Consider the following 15,101-nt stretch of genomic DNA (forward strand, 5'->3'; position numbering starts at 1 on the left):
GTTTTTAAGTGTCAGTTGGTAACCGGCTATTTCATGTTGTGGTAAACCATCTGCACATCGTCATCTTCTTCGATGCGCTCGATGAGTTTTTCCACGTCGGCAACCTGCTCGTCGGTCAATTCTTTATAATCAGTTGGAATCCGCTCGAATTCAGCGCCTTTTAGCTCGTAGCCTTTTTCTTCGAGGTATTTCTGCAAGGCACCAAAGGCCGTGAAATCACCGTAGATCACGATCTGATTGGTTTCTTCATCCAGTTCCAGTTCGTCGGCACCCAGATCGATCAACTCCAGTTCCAGTTCCTCCATGTCTACACCATCGGCCGGAATGCGAAATACCGACTTTCGGGTAAACATGAAATCGAGCATTCCCTGTGTACCCAGGCTACCGCCCAGTTTGTTCAGGTAACTGCGGATATTGGCCACTGTCCGGTTCAGGTTGTCGGTGGCGGTTTCGATCACCAGCCCTATACCATGCGGCGCATAGCCTTCATACACAATCTCCTTGTAGTCTTCCTGCTCTTTCGACGACGCCTTTTTAATAGCCCGCTCCACGTTCTCTTTGGGCATGTTGGCGGCCTTGGCATTCTGAATGATGGCTCGTAAACGCCCGTTTGTATCGGGGTCGGGACCACCGGCTTTCACAGCAATTACAATGTCTTTACCAATGCGGGTGAAGGTCTTGGCCATCTGTCCCCACCGTTTCATTTTTCGGGCTTTCCGGTATTCAAATGCGCGTCCCATTTTTTAGAAATATTAAGTCTAAAGTTCAAGGTATACCGTCTAAAGTTGCTCCGCTCATCATAGTAAGACGCGAAGCAACTTTAGACGGTAGCCCCTGGACCTTGAGCCATTTTTTAGATTGTTTCAACAGTTGTAAATACGTCAATGTCGACCATGCCCCGCGTTAGATCCTCGAAGGTATCGCGCTGGCGGATCAGGTGTGCCTGGCCTTCGTAGACAAGTACTTCGGCGGGGCGTTCGCGGAGGTTATACGTGGAAGCCATGCTATAGCCGTAGGCACCGGCATTCTCGAAAGATACCACGTCGCCGGGACGTACCTGGGGCAACATCCGGTCGGTGGCGAAGGTATCTGTTTCGCAGATATAGCCCACCACGTCATACAGCGTAGGCTCACCCGTTGGGTTGGAAACGTTCACAATATCGTGCCAGGCATCGTACATCATAGGGCGAATCAGGTGGTTCAGGCCCGAATCGACCTGCACAAACCGGCGGGTCGGGTGCTGTTTCACCACGTTTACCTGAGCCAGCAGATGCCCCGCTTCGCTCACCAGGTATTTACCCGGCTCAAACCACAGCTCCAGTTCACGGCCATACTGCTGGCAAAAATCCTGGAAAGCGGCTGACACTTTCGCGCCCAGGTCCGTTAAGTCGGTCACCAGATCGCCTTCCCGATAAGCGACTTTAAAGCCGCTCCCAAAATCGATAAACTGGAGATCGGGATAATCGGCGGCCATGTCAAACAGCACGGCGGCTCCTTTCAGGAACGTACCTGCGTCTTTAAAATCAGAGCCCGTATGAATATGCAGGCCGGCAACGGCTATATCGTACTGGTTTACAAGGGCCAGAATCCGGTCGCGGTAGTCGTTGGGAATGCCAAATTTTGAATTGGCGTGACCCGTCTGAATCTTGAAGTTACCCCCATCGGCCACGCTTGGATTAATGCGGAGACAAACCGGCACCGTAGCGCCATAGGTTTGCCCGATCTGTTCGAGCAGCGGCAGACTGTCAACATTCAGTCGCAGGCCCATGGCAATGGCTTCTTCGATTTCAGACCAGGCATTGCCACTGGGCGTATACATGATCTGCTGGGGTACGTACCCCGCCAGCAGCGCCAGCTTCGCCTCATTGACCGACACCACATCGACGTCGACGCCCTGGGCACGCATCAATTTCAGGATCGACAGGTTGGTGAGCGATTTGGCGGCGTACTTTATCTTCAGATTAACCCCGGTAAATGATGAACGAAACGTGTCGATCTGCCGGATGATCCGGTCGGCATCGTAGACGTAGAGGGGTAGGCCAAATTGCCGCGCAATAGCCAGCGTATCGAGGCCCTGAATCTGATAAGGAGGATGCATAGTTCGTTAAAAACAGGGCGCAAATATACGGTTTGATCAACGGAGGGGCAAGGTGCGTCCTTTCGGAGTAGGTAGATTACCGTACTTTTAGCCCATCAACAAAGGCTCGCCTCGCCATGCTTCGCTCAAGACTCCGTCTGTTTGGTTTACTCGTCTTGCTGCAACTGGGCTACGCTCAGGCCCAGTCGCCCCCAAAAGCCCGTCGGGCTATACCGAAATCAGTTGGCTCACCCATCCAGTCGGGGCCGATGCTTGGGTACGCCGACATGCGGGAGGTGATGCTCTGGGTACAGACCAAACAGCCGGGCCGGGTTCAGATCAGGTACGTTGAGCAGGGCACCAAAGCCCCCGTGATGCACACGGCGGAAGTGCCCACTATAGCCGCCAACGCCAACACGGCGCATCTCATTGCCAGTGACGTGCTGCCCGGAAAACGCTACACCTACGAGGTACTTGTGAACGGCAAACCGGTGACGTTACCCTACGCCACTGCGTTTCAGACGCAGCCGCTCTGGCAGTTCCGTACCGATCCACCCAATTTCACCTTTGCCGTAGGCAGTTGCACGTACGTAAATGAAGCGCCGTTTGACCGGCCAGGTAAACCCTACGGGGACAGCTATGGTATTTTTACCAGCGTTGCTGCCAAAAAGCCCGACTTCATGCTCTGGACGGGCGATAACACCTATACCAGAGAAGTAGACTGGAACTCACGTTCCGGCGTGCTGAGGCGGTACACCCACACCCGGTCGCTGCCGGAAATGCAGCCTCTGCTGGCCAGTACCCACAACTACGCCATCTGGGACGACCATGATTACGGTCCTGATGATTCTGATCGGAGCTACTGGATGAAGCCCGTCACGCTGGAGGCGTTCAAGCTTTTCTGGGCCAATCCGAATTTTATTTTCGATCAGGGGTGCACCGGTACGTTCACCTGGAGCGATTGCCAGTTTTTTCTGCTCGATGATCGTACGTACCGCGCCCCCGACAAGCAGCCCGACGGCGGGGCGGCCGGACCGGAAAAAGCTTACTTCGGAACAAAGCAGATCGACTGGCTGATCGATGCCCTGCGTTTCAGCAAGGCCACGTTTAAATTCGTGGTGACGGGCGGTCAGATCATCAATCCGGCGGCGGTGTTCGAGAATTATGCCGTATACGGTACCGAACGTACCCAGTTGCTGAGCAGGCTGACCGAGGCGGCTATTCCGGGTCTGCTGTTTATCACCGGCGACCGGCATCACAGTATCGTTCATAAACTGGAGCGGCCAGGTACGTACCCGCTATACGATTTCACGATCTCTCCGCTGACATCCGGCCCCGCGCCACCCACTGCGTCCGAACTGGCTCAACCGACGGTGGTGGCGGGGACACTGGTTACCGACCGAAATTTTGCCACGATGGTCGTTAGCGGCCCGGCGAATGCCCGTTTGTTAACTATTCGGGCCTACGATGCTACCGGAAAAGAGATTTGGATGCAGATACTTAAGGCTAATGACCTGCGGTAATTCGGGCTTTTGGCTATATTTGACCACCATACCCTTACCCTGTGAAGTCACCATCATATCTGGTTCCGGAAGAAATACTGCTTCGTAAGCTGACCAGGCGCGACGAGCTGGCGTTTCAATGGCTGTATGATCAGTATGCGCACGTGCTGTATGGCGTGGTGTTAAGCAGCGTATCGCAACCAGCGGTAGCGAGCCGGATCGTGGAAGAGATTTTTGTGAAAGCCTGGGCTGACTTCGATCAGTATAACCCACGTAAAACCCGCCTGCTGACCTGGTTACTGAACCGCGCACGGGCCGAAGTTGCCGCCTCATTAGCAAAAATGACACCAACTTCGCCTAAATCTATCGCTGATAACAAGATAGTTGACAATCCAATTGCCGAAGAACAACGTACTTTATTAGACGCTGTATATTTTCGGGGGCAATCTGTTCGTCAACTGGCGGACATTAGTCAGCAACCTGAACCTACTTTACAACATCGGCTACGTGATGTTCTTCAAGAACTTAAATCTTTATTTACCCAATGAATATTCCCGACTACATAACCTCCGGTATTCTGGAATCCTACGCGTTAGGTACCGTCAGTGATCAGGAACGGCGTGAGGTCGAGTGTATGTCAGCGATTTATCCCGAGCTTCGTCAGGAACTTGATCGGCTTACACTGGCGCTGGAAAACTACGCGCTCATGTATAGTGTAGCGCCCCCCGTTGATTTACAGGAAAAGATCCGCCAGCGTCTATCGTTCGCTGATCCAACCCTCGTTGCTGACGCAACCGAAGAAACGAAAGTCATTCCGCTGCATCGCGAACGGCCTGTGTTTCAGGTAGCCTGGCTGGCCGCCGCCGCCGTGGCGCTGCTGCTTATTGCCTTTGCCTATTTCCTGATGAATCAGTTGCAGAATAAACGGGCGTTCGCCGACCAGCTAGCCCAGGTTAATTCGCAACTACAGACTGAAGTTGGACAGCTACGACAGCAGCAATCGCACGATTCACAACTGCTGACGTTACTGCGCCAGCCAGGCATTGAAACGGTGCGTCTGGCCGCCGCCAAACCCGACGGTGACCCGGCTAATGTACTGGTATACTGGGATCGGCAGAAAAAACTGGTCACCCTGGAGGTGGAACAGCTCCCCGAGTTACCGTCCGACAAACAGTACCAGCTCTGGGCGCTCGTTGATGGCAAGCCGATTGATGCCGGTGTGTTTAATAACCGGGCCGAACGGTATTCACTGCAACAGACCAACCGGCCAATTCAGTCTGCCGATACCTTTGCGATCACCATCGAAAAAGCGGGCGGCAGTCCGGTGCCTACACTATCAGCCCTGGTGGCGCTTGGAAAAGTGGGGTAACTTAAGGGGTACGTTTCATGTTTCAGGGATCAAGTGCCCTGCTTGTTGACGGATAGTTGATAAGCAGCGCACTTGATCCCTGAATCCTGAAACTTCTTTTTTATGACACCTGCCTACCGGTTTTACCCCACCTTACTGAATACGTTCTCGCGTTTTTTAAACGGAGACAATCTAACCGAACAGCAGGTGCTCGATGCCATCAACCGGGTGCCGTCGCCTACGACAGCCGCGCAGCAACGGGGTATTTCGTTTGAAGAAACCCTGGTAAAAGGCACTGAAGAGGAACAATTCAATGCGGAGATCCTTCAGAAAATGCGCAAGCTGCTTCCCCGACCCATCGTGGATACGCAGGTGTATTGCCAGTGGCAGATCGACGATGTGCTGTTCTACGGGTACGTCGACCTGATCGGTAAATATAAGGCCGTCGACATAAAAACAACGGGATCGTACAAGCCCGGCCGATACCTGTTCAACCACCAGAATTTGTACCTGCACGCCCTGAAACGCCACGGTATCAAGCTGATGGAATACCTCATCACCGACTTTACCGACGTCTACGTGGAAAGTTACGCGCTCACGCACCCCATTGACCGGCAACTCGAAGAAATTCGCCTCTTCAAAGCCTTCATCAACGAGCACCGCGACCAGATCACGGACAAGAAAATAATGATCATTGAGTAGTGATCGAGGGAACTGCCAGGGCCGTGTTGATCATTGATACCTGACAATTGATCATTGGCCCTATGATTCTACAACTGTACCGAAATGCATATGCGGGGCTGTCGAGGCCTGTCTGGTTGCTGGCGGGTGTGATGCTCATCAACCGCAGCGGGACAATGGTACTGCCCTTTCTGTCGCTGTACCTGACGCAACATCTGCATTATTCGGTCGAACAGGCGGGGATTGTGCTGGCGCTTTTCGGGATGGGTTCGCTGCTGGGTACGTTTCTGGGCGGTAAACTGACTGACCGGATTGGCTTTTATGCCATTCAGGTAGGCAGCCTGTTGTTTGGTGGCATTATGCTGATTCTGATGCAGTTTATTGTCCGCTTTGAGTGGCTCTGCGTCACGGTATTTATTTTTACGGCACTCGGCGACGCGTTTAGGCCAGCCAATTCAGCGGCTTTTGCTTTTTATAGCAACCAGGGCAACCGGACAAGGGCGTACTCCCTGAATCGCCTGGCCATCAATCTGGGCTGGGCAGTGGGCGGTGGGCTGGGTGGCTTGCTGGCGAGTGTCGACTATCGCCTGCTGTTTTGGGTCGATGGGCTTACCTGCATCAGTGCCGCCCTATACCTGGTTTATGCCTTGCCGGCCCCGAAGCGGGATACGTCCGTTCATCACGCATCGGATGGCACTCTGGCCGCTGCCCGGTCGCCGTACCGCGACGGCCTTTTTTTACTTTTTACGGCCTGTCTGTTTCTCTACCTAACGGCCTTCATGCAGTTCTTCAGCCTGTTGCCGCTTTACTTCAAAACGTACCTGGGCGCAAATGAAAGCCGGATTGGTCTGTTCATGGCCCTGAATGGGCTGCTGATCGTAGTTGTCGAAATGGCGATGGTCTACTCACTGGAACAGCGAGTGAAACAGCGGCTGATCATTTCGGCCGTAGGTGCTTTACTGACCGGTGTGGCGCTGTTTATTCTGACGTTGACCCGTTGGCCCGGCATTGCCTGGCTCACGATTATTCTGCTCACGGTCGGCGAGATGCTGGCCATGCCGTTTCTGCTCACCTTCGCCGCCAACCGATCCGAGGAACGTAATCGCGGGCAGTACCTGGGCCTGTACTCGATGGGCTGGGCACTTTCGCAGGTGTGTAGCCCGCTGATTGGTTCGCAGGTGGCCGAGCGATTCGGTTTTCAAACCTTGTGGATGGTCATGCTTGGCTTCACCATCGTGTCGGCGGCCGGGTTCCTCCTGGTGAATCGCCGGGTGTCGGCTGATACAACGCCGGTCAGTCAGTGACGACTGATCGCACTGGTTTTGCCGCTAGCTGCCTTTTCAGAACAAGGTATTCGAGCAGTAAGACCCGGTTATGGTCGTCGCACTGCCAGCGGATATGCCAGAACGGGCGGTTTGCCCACCGATATAGCCACGGCTGAGTGTAGGCAGAAAGCAGGCCCGCGATAAAGAACGAAAACGGCGCGAAGTCGGCTTCGATAGTATCCATAGGTACGTCGATAGGGGGCATCTGACCCAGCCGCATCAGTGCAATGGCGATCAGCAGTTGATCCGGGCGGCTTGTTGTCCGGCTGAAATCGGCGTTGAGATCAGCGATAAATTTCTGCCGAATGGCTTGCAGTGGTTCTGGGTCGAACCGACCAATGAGCCGGGCCAGGTGATAGGCAATCAACGGTGTACGGGCGTAGTTGTGCGCGCATCGAAACGGATCGGTGCGGTACCGGTCCGTTTGCACAATGTCGGCTAAAAAAGCCAGGCTATCCTGCGCGTGTACGTCGAGCGGAAGGCCGTATTCATACACGGCGTACAGCATATTCGTCATCGCGCAGGCGTCGAACTCGATGGGCATATGCAGTCCGAACCAGGTTGAATAGGCGCGCAACTGCCGATACTCAGGGAAGGTATTTTGCACCGTCAGGCTGGTGCGGTTGGCGTGTCGGGCCAGTTTTTTGCTCAGGAAATCGAGGTCGCTGGCCGCTGGCTGGGACGGTCCGCCGCTGCGGGTTAGGTACACCATCGCCGTATCATCGATATCGTCGGGGAGTTGAAAATGACGAAAGCGGTGCATCAGCCAGCCGTGCGGAAAATGCGCTGAGGGGTTGGTGGCGTAGAAGTTGTAGGTAGCCAGCCCATCTTTATTCCGAAAGCGATCATAAGCAGGTAAGGCACGGGCCATGATCGGGTCGAGAATCGTCTGTTCAGCGGTGGTTAGCAGGGGTATAAGCCGTTGCAGCGTGAAGAGGCTGATGGCCGTAAAAAACAGGTTCTGATCGGGCCGGTGGTAAGCCCAGGCTGCGTTGTACCGGTAGGCGGGGAGCAGGCCGTTGATGAAAAAAGGTGAGTTTATAGCCTGATTATCAGCGATTCTGGTAAGTAGGTAGTCGACGGTTGGTGCGTGCATGAGCCAAAGAAAGTAACCCTTTTTATAAGTTTGGCATTGCATTTGTGAGAAGGCTTGGTAATCAACAGATACGCTATTACCGACGCGCTCCTTATGAAACGGATCTCTCTACTTTTACTGCTACTCCTGACTGCTTCAGCCGGTATGGCGCAAAAAGCGTTTATCTACAATACGCTTCAAAAGAACGGATTTATCTCCATTTCTGCGGGTATCAGTCAGCCACTGGGTACGTTCGGCAAGCTCTCCGGCGAAGATAACAGCGGCATGGCTATTCGTGGTCAGTCGATGAGTGTGTCGGGCGGGTACCGCATGGCTGGTCCGCTTGGGTTGATGGCCCGCTACGAACAAACCTATAACGGCATTGACCCCACTGCGATGCTTGGTCGCTTTGAACAAGTTCCGAATAGCCAACTGACGGTTTCGGCGGCGGCTGGTCGGGCCGGACAATGGCAAACGCGGAGTATCATGGCAGGTCCATACGTGACCATTCCCATCGGCCGCTTTTCCGTTGATCTGCGCGCAATGGCAGGCCAAATCTGGGCCACCTGCCCCGAAACCTGTGTTCAGGGCAAACTGGGTCAGGTAAACATGATGGTCCGCACCGATAATCAGGAAGCAAAAGCCATTTCGGCGGGGCTTGGACTCACGGCCCGTTACCGCCTGACGCCCGCCGTTGCCCTGCACGTCAACGGCGATTATAGCTCGGCTGCGTTCAATTTTGCCAACGTACCTGTGGAGTCTCAACTGGGCAATATAGCGCAACAATCGACCATGAGTAGCCAGAAAAAACTCAGCCTGGCTGTCGTTTCCGTAGGGCTTACGATCCAGTTCCGGGCAAGAAATTATGTTTTTTAGCGTCGTACAGGGCTGGTGCCCTGTACGACATTATTACGTCCAGTATAGGATAGGAGCCGTTGGAAAGCGCTTCGCCCATTCGTCGTAGAAGAACCGTTTCAACTCCTGCATATCGGTGGGCTGGTAGACATACTTGGTGCCGCCGAACTTGTTGCGTTTCTGCGCCCGGCTGGCCTCATCCATGTCGAGCGATGTATTCGGATACCACTGCATCAGCACGTCTTTTGAGCCGGGCGTAAACCGGTGACTGATCAATTCCACATTCATATCCAGCACACCGGCATTGTTGCCGTAATCAAGCGCGGTATAGATCCGATCGAGTAGGCTAGTGTATTCTTCCCGCCAGTTTGGAATAGGCATGATCGGGGCCAATACGATGCCCACCGGATAGCCGCCGCCACCCAGGCTGCGCGGTAAAGCCAGTTTACGCAACGCCTGCAAGCGTGCTTCAATCGAGGCGGTACCGCCTTCCAGTTTCCGGGCTACCGATTCGGCGTTCAGGCTAAACCGGGCGCGCGTCTGTCCGTTGTGCGGTAGATCGATCAGGCTGTCTACCTGGTCGTATTTGGTCACGAACCGGAGCTGACCGTTTTCCCGTGAGCCATAGTACCGGATGCATTCGGCGAGGCTACCCGTCAGGTGTTCGATGCCGAGCACATCGGTATAACAGCTTACTTCAAAGGTAGTTGGCCGGTTGGCGTCGGATGTCTGCCAGCTTTTGTTGGGTGGGTACGTGCCTTCGTAAGTAGCCGTATGCGCCAGCATGGCGGGCAGGTTGGCGTACACGCGTACCACCGGTGGCCCCTGCAAGCTACCCGCCAGATAACAGTACTGACAGTGAGCCGGACAGCCTTCAGCGAGGTTCATCTGCCAGTCGGCCGAGGGGGGAATGGGTTGCAGACGCATGGCCGACGGGGGGGCGTTTACCACCGCCAGTGTATTCTTGGCAATGCGGTATGTCTCGCGTTCATCAGCACCGCGCAGGCCGGTAAGGCGGTTATTCTTCATCACCTCAATGGGCAGATTCAGCGCCGAGACGCGTTCGTAAATCTGTTGCCCGAAAGGTTCATTCAAGGCGTCGGGCGTAAATAAAACCCGTTTTGGCATCCATACCCGCGCCGACCGCAGATCGGTTTTTGGCGCATGTTCTACACGATTCTCCAGCACATCTTCCATCATTTAGAAAACAGCTAAAATGCCTTAAACGGTCCATTTTGGCCTATTTTTAGTGAATAAATTGGTTGATGTAACACGGACTGAAGTTCGTTTTTTTAGTACGCTCTATAACGAAAAAAACGGACTTCAGTCCGTGTTACATGAGCTGTCTGTACTTTTACGACCTATGACTACTCTTACGCTAGTAAGCGGCCTTTTTCTACTCGCAGCCGTGCCGACACTGGCTCAGTCGACGGATAGCGTCGTTGTTGCCAATCAGGATACGTTAACAGCCCGTTCGCTGGATGAGGTGGTTGTTCGGGCCTACGAGAGTAACCGGTCGCTGCTGTCTACGGCCGCCACGGTAGGCTTGCTGTCGCAGCGCGAACTGGTGCAGCGATTTGCCACGCCAACGCTCGTGTCGGCCATGAATACGCTGCCGGGTGTACGTATGGACGAACGGTCGCCGGGCAGTTACCGCCTCTCCATCAGGGGCAGCCTGATTCGGTCGCCGTTTGGCGTTCGGAACGTGAAAGTGTATTACCAGGATATGCCGCTGACCGATGCGGCCGGCAATACGCCGCTGAACGCCCTCGATGTACGCATGTTGGGCAGGGTAGAGGTGATCAAGGGGCCATCGGGAAGCTTGTACGGGGCCAATACGGGTGGAGCCGTGTTGCTGACTGGTCCGGCGGCGTCGCCCGGCACACACCGGGTTGAAGTCAATGCGCTGGGCGGTGGCTACGGTCAGGTTGGCTACGGCGTGCTGGCCCAAACAGCCACCGATCGGTCGGCTATTACTTTGAGCATAAATCATTTACAGGCCAACGGCTACCGGGAGCAGAGCGGCATGGCGCGGGATAACGTTGCGTTTACAGGTACGTTCAGACCCGCCGACGACAAGCAAACCATTACCGCCCTTTTTGTGTATTCTGACCTGGCTTACCAGACACCGGGCGGCCTCACGCAAGCACAGTTCCGGGCGAATCCACAGGCGTCGCGACCAGCCACGGCCACCTTACCGGGTAGTGCCGCGCAGGGAGCCGGAATTTACCAGAAAGTAGGGTATCTGGGCCTTTCACACACGATGGCCTGGAGCAGCCGCTGGCAAACGACCAACGTCTTATACGGGTCATCGACCGAATTCAATAACCCGTTCATTACCAACTACGAACGCCGCACCGATCAGGGCATGGGCGTACGGTCGGTGACGCGGTTTACACAGGTTAAAAGCCCGGAAGTGCCGGTCACGCTGGTTTTTGGGGGCGAATGGCAGACTAACCGAACCGGTTCGCGCAACTTCGGCAACCGTCGAGGGCAGCCCGACACGCTGCAAACCGACGACGAACTGCGGGCTAAACAGTGGACCGTATTTGTGCAGGAAGAAGTAAACCTAGTGCCACTCGGGCTGATCCTGACCGCGGGCCTCAGCCGGAATTCGACGGGCTACGACTTCACGCGCTACTCGATTGCGGGCAAACCCGGCCCCGGTCCACAGCAACGGACCTTTACGCCAGCCTGGCTGGTTCGGGCGTCGGCGCTGAAAACGCTGGGGCCGAATGCCGCTGTTTTCGTTAACGTCAGCAGCGGGTATTCAACGCCAACGAGTCAGGAAATTCTGTCTTCGGCGGGCTTTTTCAATGCAGACCTGAACCCGGAGCGGGGCGTACAGGCCGAACTGGGTCTACGCGGAACACTGGCGAGCCGCTTTCAATACGACCTCGTTGGTTATTCGCTGCAACTAAGACAAACCATCGTACGCCGTTCTCAGGACAACGGGGCCGAGTACTTCGTCAATGCGGGCAATACGCAGCAATTGGGTCTGGAGACATCGCTACGCTACGAACTGATCCGGCCGTCTGAAACGGGAACCGGTTCGCGGCTGAACCTCTGGCAAAGTATAACGCTGGCCGATTACACGTACCTGAACTACCGGCAGTTGGCCGTTGATCTGTCGGGCAACAACGTACCTGGCGTGGCTCCGTTCACGGGCGTTTGGGGCGCCGATTATACCCACACGAATGGCCTGTACGCCCACCTGACGTTCCAGTTTTTGCCGCCCTTTGCCCTGAACGATGCCAACTCGGCCCAGGCCGACCCAACCCGGCTGTTGCAGGCAACGGCGGGCTACAAACGCAGCCTGAGCAAGCACCTGGCGGCTGATCTGTATGTGGGTGGCGATAATCTGCTCGACCAGACCTACAGCCTCGGATATGACCTCAACGCGGTTGGCAACCGATATTATAACGCCGCCCCCCGCCGGAACTTTACGGTAGGGTTGCGGTTGGAAGTAAAGTAGGTTTGTGGTTTGTTGTCCGTGGTTTGTGGTTGCGCTGCTAATCCACGGAACGGGTGCCTAAGCAGCGCAACCACAAACCACAGACGACAAACCACAAACTAAGCACTATGAACATTGGCGATAAAGTACGGATGATCCGGGCAAAAGAACAGGGCGTCATTGTCCGTTTTTTGAGCGGAAACCGGGTAGAAATTGAAATTGAAGACGGCTTTCGGATTCCCGTGATGCAGTCGGAACTGGTGGTGGTGTCGCCGATGGAGGCCGAGCGGTTCAAGCCGTCGGGGCAGGCGGCCGAAGCACGTGAAGGGTTTGCCCCACAACGCACGGCAACGCCGCTGGGTACGTCGGCCGGACAGATTCTGTCGAACGTGGGGCTATATCTGGCCTACGTGCCGCAGAACGACCGCGATGTGGCGTTGCACATCGTGAACAACACGGACTGGGATATTCTGCTGACGGTGACTGAAGAGCGCGACAGCAAAACGCGGGGTTTGCAGAGTGCAACGCTAAAAGCCAAAACGCAGCTCAAGCTCAACGAGATGTACGTGATGGAGCGGTTTGAACAATGGCCAATGCTGTTGTTTCAGGCGCTGTATTTCCGGCCCGGCGCTGGGCAGCCACCCCGCATTCCGCTGGTGAAACGGTTGAAACCCAAGGCACAATCCTTTTTCAAGAGCAAGCAGAACGTACCCGTGCTGAACCAGCCGGGCCACCTTTTCCAGCTCGACGATGAAACCAGTAACGCCGCGATGAGTCCGCAGGCCGAGACGATCAAATCGGCGTTGCTTGAACCGAAATCCGAGCAGGGGACCGTATCAGTCGACAAGCCGGAAGCCGTGGTGGATCTGCATATCGAAAAGCTGATGCCTGGTAACCAAACCGGTAAATCGCCGGGCGATCTGGTGGACGTGCAACTGCGGGCCTTCGAGAAAAATTTAGAGAATGCCATTGCCAGCGGGATGACCGATATTACGTTTATTCACGGCGTTGGAAGCGGGAAGCTCCGGCAGGAACTCCACCGCCACCTGAGCCGCCACCCCAACGTTCGTTTTTTTGAAGATGCCCAAAAGCAGAAATTTGGCTACGGTGCCACGAAGGTTACACTTAAGTAAGATCCCGCTTCCGGGTTGGGGTGGGGTGCTGCTCTGTCTCTTTCTCTTCACCGCCTGCCAGTCGATCAATAAAAATCGGCTGAATCCCACTGCCCCGAAAGCGGCTTACACCAACACTAGCATGGACGTACGTACGGATGCCCTGATTTCCACCGTCAATATTCCGGTAGCTATTGCGCTGGCAGATGTAGAGCGACAGATCAATACGCAGGTCAACGGGCTGATTTACGAAGACAATTCGTTCGACGACGATGGTGAGGGAACCCCCTTTATGACCAAAGTCTGGAAACGGGCCCCCATTGGCGTGAAAGCGGGCGTTGTGCAGGGCGACAGCCTGTTTTACTTCAGTGTGCCGTTGAAAATCTGGGCAAAAGCAGGCAAAAAAGTGCTCGGTTTCATGCAATCGGGGGAAACCACCTTCGAGATCGATCTGCGATTCGCCACCCGTTTTTCCATCGATAAAGACTGGACGGTCAGTACCAAAACAACGGCCGAAGGCTTCGATTACGTGACAAAACCGACCATTCGGCTGGTGGGTATCGACATACCGATCACCGGCCTGGTCAGTAAAGCGATCAACAGTAACCTGGGAACGGTGACGCAAACGCTTGATAAGCAGGTACGTGACAAGATCGATTTACGAACACCCGTACTTCACGCCTGGAACCTGATCCGGGAGCCTTACAACGTTTCCGACGAATACAGAACGTGGCTGATGGTGGTGCCGCGCCGGGTGCTGATCACGCCGTTGCGGTTCGAGCAAGGCGAAATCCGAACTACCATCGGGCTGGAAGGCCACACGCTCACCACCGTTGGCGCTAAACCCGCCGTCCGTCCCGCCACCGACCTGCCCGATCTGACGGTGGTGCCGACCGTGAAAGACGATTTTCGGGTGGGCATCATCAGCGAGGCAACGTACCCGGAGGTGGCCGATCTGGCCAAAAAACAACTGGTCGGTAAGTCGTTCAGCTTCAGCACGTATTCGATCACCATCACCGATCTGGATCTGTACGGGCAGAACGAGAACCTGATCATCAAGGCGGGTATTGCAGGTAGCGTTACCGGCGATATTTACCTGCGCGGTCAACCATATTATGATGCCCAAACCAAATCGGTCACGCTGCGCAACCTGACCTACGATCTGGAGACCAGAAATTTGTTGCAGAAAGCCGCCAGTTGGTTGTTGAAGAGCACATTGGCCCGAACGCTGGAAAAAAACCTGACCTTTCCGGTGGGCGATCAGATCGACGCTGTTCGGCAATCGGTGCAGGATCGGATGGCCAATTATTCGCTGGCAAAAGGCGTGACGCTATCGGGAAAGATCGACGAGGTACGTCCCGATCAGGTCTATCTTACGCCCACGGCGATGGTTGCCGTCGTGCATGCCAATGGCAAGGTGAACATTCGGGTGCAGGGATTAGAGTAGGGAGAAGTAGTGCCAAAGCTGTCCGCCGCTTCGGTAGTAGTTAGGCAGGGCTTTGTGATAATCTAGGCCCTTCGACTCCGCTCAGGGTGACAAGCTTACTCAAGTTTGTCATAACCATTCTTGAGTTTCCTGTCACCCTGAGCGGAGTCGAAGGGCCACGCGAAAGCAGTTTTTTATCACAAAGCCCTGGATAATCAGGTACGTTGCAGATCAAACCACTACAGA

The 15,101-nt window shown here is 54.9% G+C and carries 13 protein-coding genes; 9 read left to right on the plus strand and 4 right to left on the minus strand.

Going from position 1 to position 15,101, the window contains the following annotated elements; genetic code table 11:
- Positions 1 to 26: 26 nt before the first annotated feature.
- Complete coding sequence (locus ACFE8Q_RS11415) at positions 27 to 740, minus strand: YebC/PmpR family DNA-binding transcriptional regulator (protein ID WP_375445520.1); 714 nt, start codon at positions 738 to 740, stop codon at positions 27 to 29.
- 113 nt (positions 741 to 853) lie between these two features.
- A complete protein-coding gene (gene lysA, locus ACFE8Q_RS11420) occupies positions 854 to 2,098 on the minus strand; it encodes a diaminopimelate decarboxylase (RefSeq protein ID WP_375445521.1) in 1,245 nt (414 codons plus the stop codon).
- Between the two features lie 116 nt (positions 2,099 to 2,214).
- Here lysA and ACFE8Q_RS11425 point away from each other — a divergent pair, with 116 nt between their 5' ends.
- The 5 genes from ACFE8Q_RS11425 to ACFE8Q_RS11445 all read left to right on the plus strand — a co-directional run bounded on the left by ACFE8Q_RS11425 (position 2,215) and on the right by ACFE8Q_RS11445 (position 6,912).
- Positions 2,215 to 3,600, plus strand: coding sequence for an alkaline phosphatase D family protein (locus tag ACFE8Q_RS11425; RefSeq protein WP_375445522.1), 1,386 nt, complete (start codon positions 2,215 to 2,217; stop codon positions 3,598 to 3,600).
- A gap of 41 nt (positions 3,601 to 3,641) precedes the next feature.
- Positions 3,642 to 4,127, plus strand: a complete 486-nt coding sequence (locus ACFE8Q_RS11430) for an RNA polymerase sigma factor (RefSeq protein WP_375445523.1) — start codon at positions 3,642 to 3,644, stop codon at positions 4,125 to 4,127.
- A complete protein-coding gene (locus ACFE8Q_RS11435) occupies positions 4,124 to 4,948 on the plus strand; it encodes an anti-sigma factor domain-containing protein (protein ID WP_375445524.1) in 825 nt (274 codons plus the stop codon). Before ACFE8Q_RS11430 ends, ACFE8Q_RS11435 begins: the two co-directional genes overlap by 4 nt.
- 102 nt (positions 4,949 to 5,050) lie before the next feature.
- Positions 5,051 to 5,629 carry a hypothetical protein gene (locus ACFE8Q_RS11440; RefSeq protein ID WP_375445525.1) on the plus strand — a complete coding sequence of 193 codons (579 nt, stop codon included), beginning with the start codon at positions 5,051 to 5,053 and terminating at the stop codon, positions 5,627 to 5,629.
- A gap of 62 nt (positions 5,630 to 5,691) precedes the next feature.
- Positions 5,692 to 6,912: an MFS transporter gene (locus ACFE8Q_RS11445; RefSeq protein WP_375445526.1), complete on the plus strand. Its 1,221-nt coding sequence runs from the start codon at positions 5,692 to 5,694 to the stop codon at positions 6,910 to 6,912.
- Here the strand turns inward: ACFE8Q_RS11445 and ACFE8Q_RS11450 are convergent.
- Complete coding sequence (locus ACFE8Q_RS11450; RefSeq protein WP_375445527.1) at positions 6,902 to 8,029, minus strand: hypothetical protein; 1,128 nt, start codon at positions 8,027 to 8,029, stop codon at positions 6,902 to 6,904. The two genes, ACFE8Q_RS11445 and ACFE8Q_RS11450, sit on opposite strands and share 11 nt — an antisense overlap.
- 93 nt (positions 8,030 to 8,122) lie before the next feature.
- On the opposite strand from ACFE8Q_RS11450, the gene ACFE8Q_RS11455 reads away from it, so the two are divergent.
- Positions 8,123 to 8,884 (plus strand): hypothetical protein, encoded by a 762-nt coding sequence (locus ACFE8Q_RS11455; RefSeq protein WP_375445528.1) that lies wholly within the window; start codon positions 8,123 to 8,125, stop codon positions 8,882 to 8,884.
- 33 nt (positions 8,885 to 8,917) lie between these two features.
- Here the strand turns inward: ACFE8Q_RS11455 and ACFE8Q_RS11460 are convergent, their stop codons facing one another.
- Entirely contained in the window at positions 8,918 to 10,063 is a 1,146-nt protein-coding gene (locus ACFE8Q_RS11460; protein ID WP_375445529.1) for a spore photoproduct lyase family protein, read from the minus strand.
- A gap of 163 nt (positions 10,064 to 10,226) precedes the next feature.
- Between ACFE8Q_RS11460 and ACFE8Q_RS11465 the strand changes: the two genes are divergently transcribed.
- From ACFE8Q_RS11465 to ACFE8Q_RS11475, 3 genes are all read left to right on the plus strand, one after another.
- Positions 10,227 to 12,338, plus strand: coding sequence for a TonB-dependent receptor (locus ACFE8Q_RS11465; RefSeq protein ID WP_375445530.1), 2,112 nt, complete (start codon positions 10,227 to 10,229; stop codon positions 12,336 to 12,338).
- Positions 12,339 to 12,445: 107 nt separating this feature from the next.
- Positions 12,446 to 13,450 (plus strand): Smr/MutS family protein, encoded by a 1,005-nt coding sequence (locus ACFE8Q_RS11470; protein WP_375445531.1) that lies wholly within the window; start codon positions 12,446 to 12,448, stop codon positions 13,448 to 13,450.
- Positions 13,451 to 13,571: 121 nt separating this feature from the next.
- Positions 13,572 to 14,876, plus strand: coding sequence for a DUF4403 family protein (locus tag ACFE8Q_RS11475; RefSeq protein ID WP_375445532.1), 1,305 nt, complete (start codon positions 13,572 to 13,574; stop codon positions 14,874 to 14,876).
- Positions 14,877 to 15,101: the final 225 nt, after the last annotated feature.

It is taken from the genome of uncultured Fibrella sp., from assembly GCF_964250085.1.
Taxonomy (GTDB): domain Bacteria; phylum Bacteroidota; class Bacteroidia; order Cytophagales; family Spirosomataceae; genus Fibrella.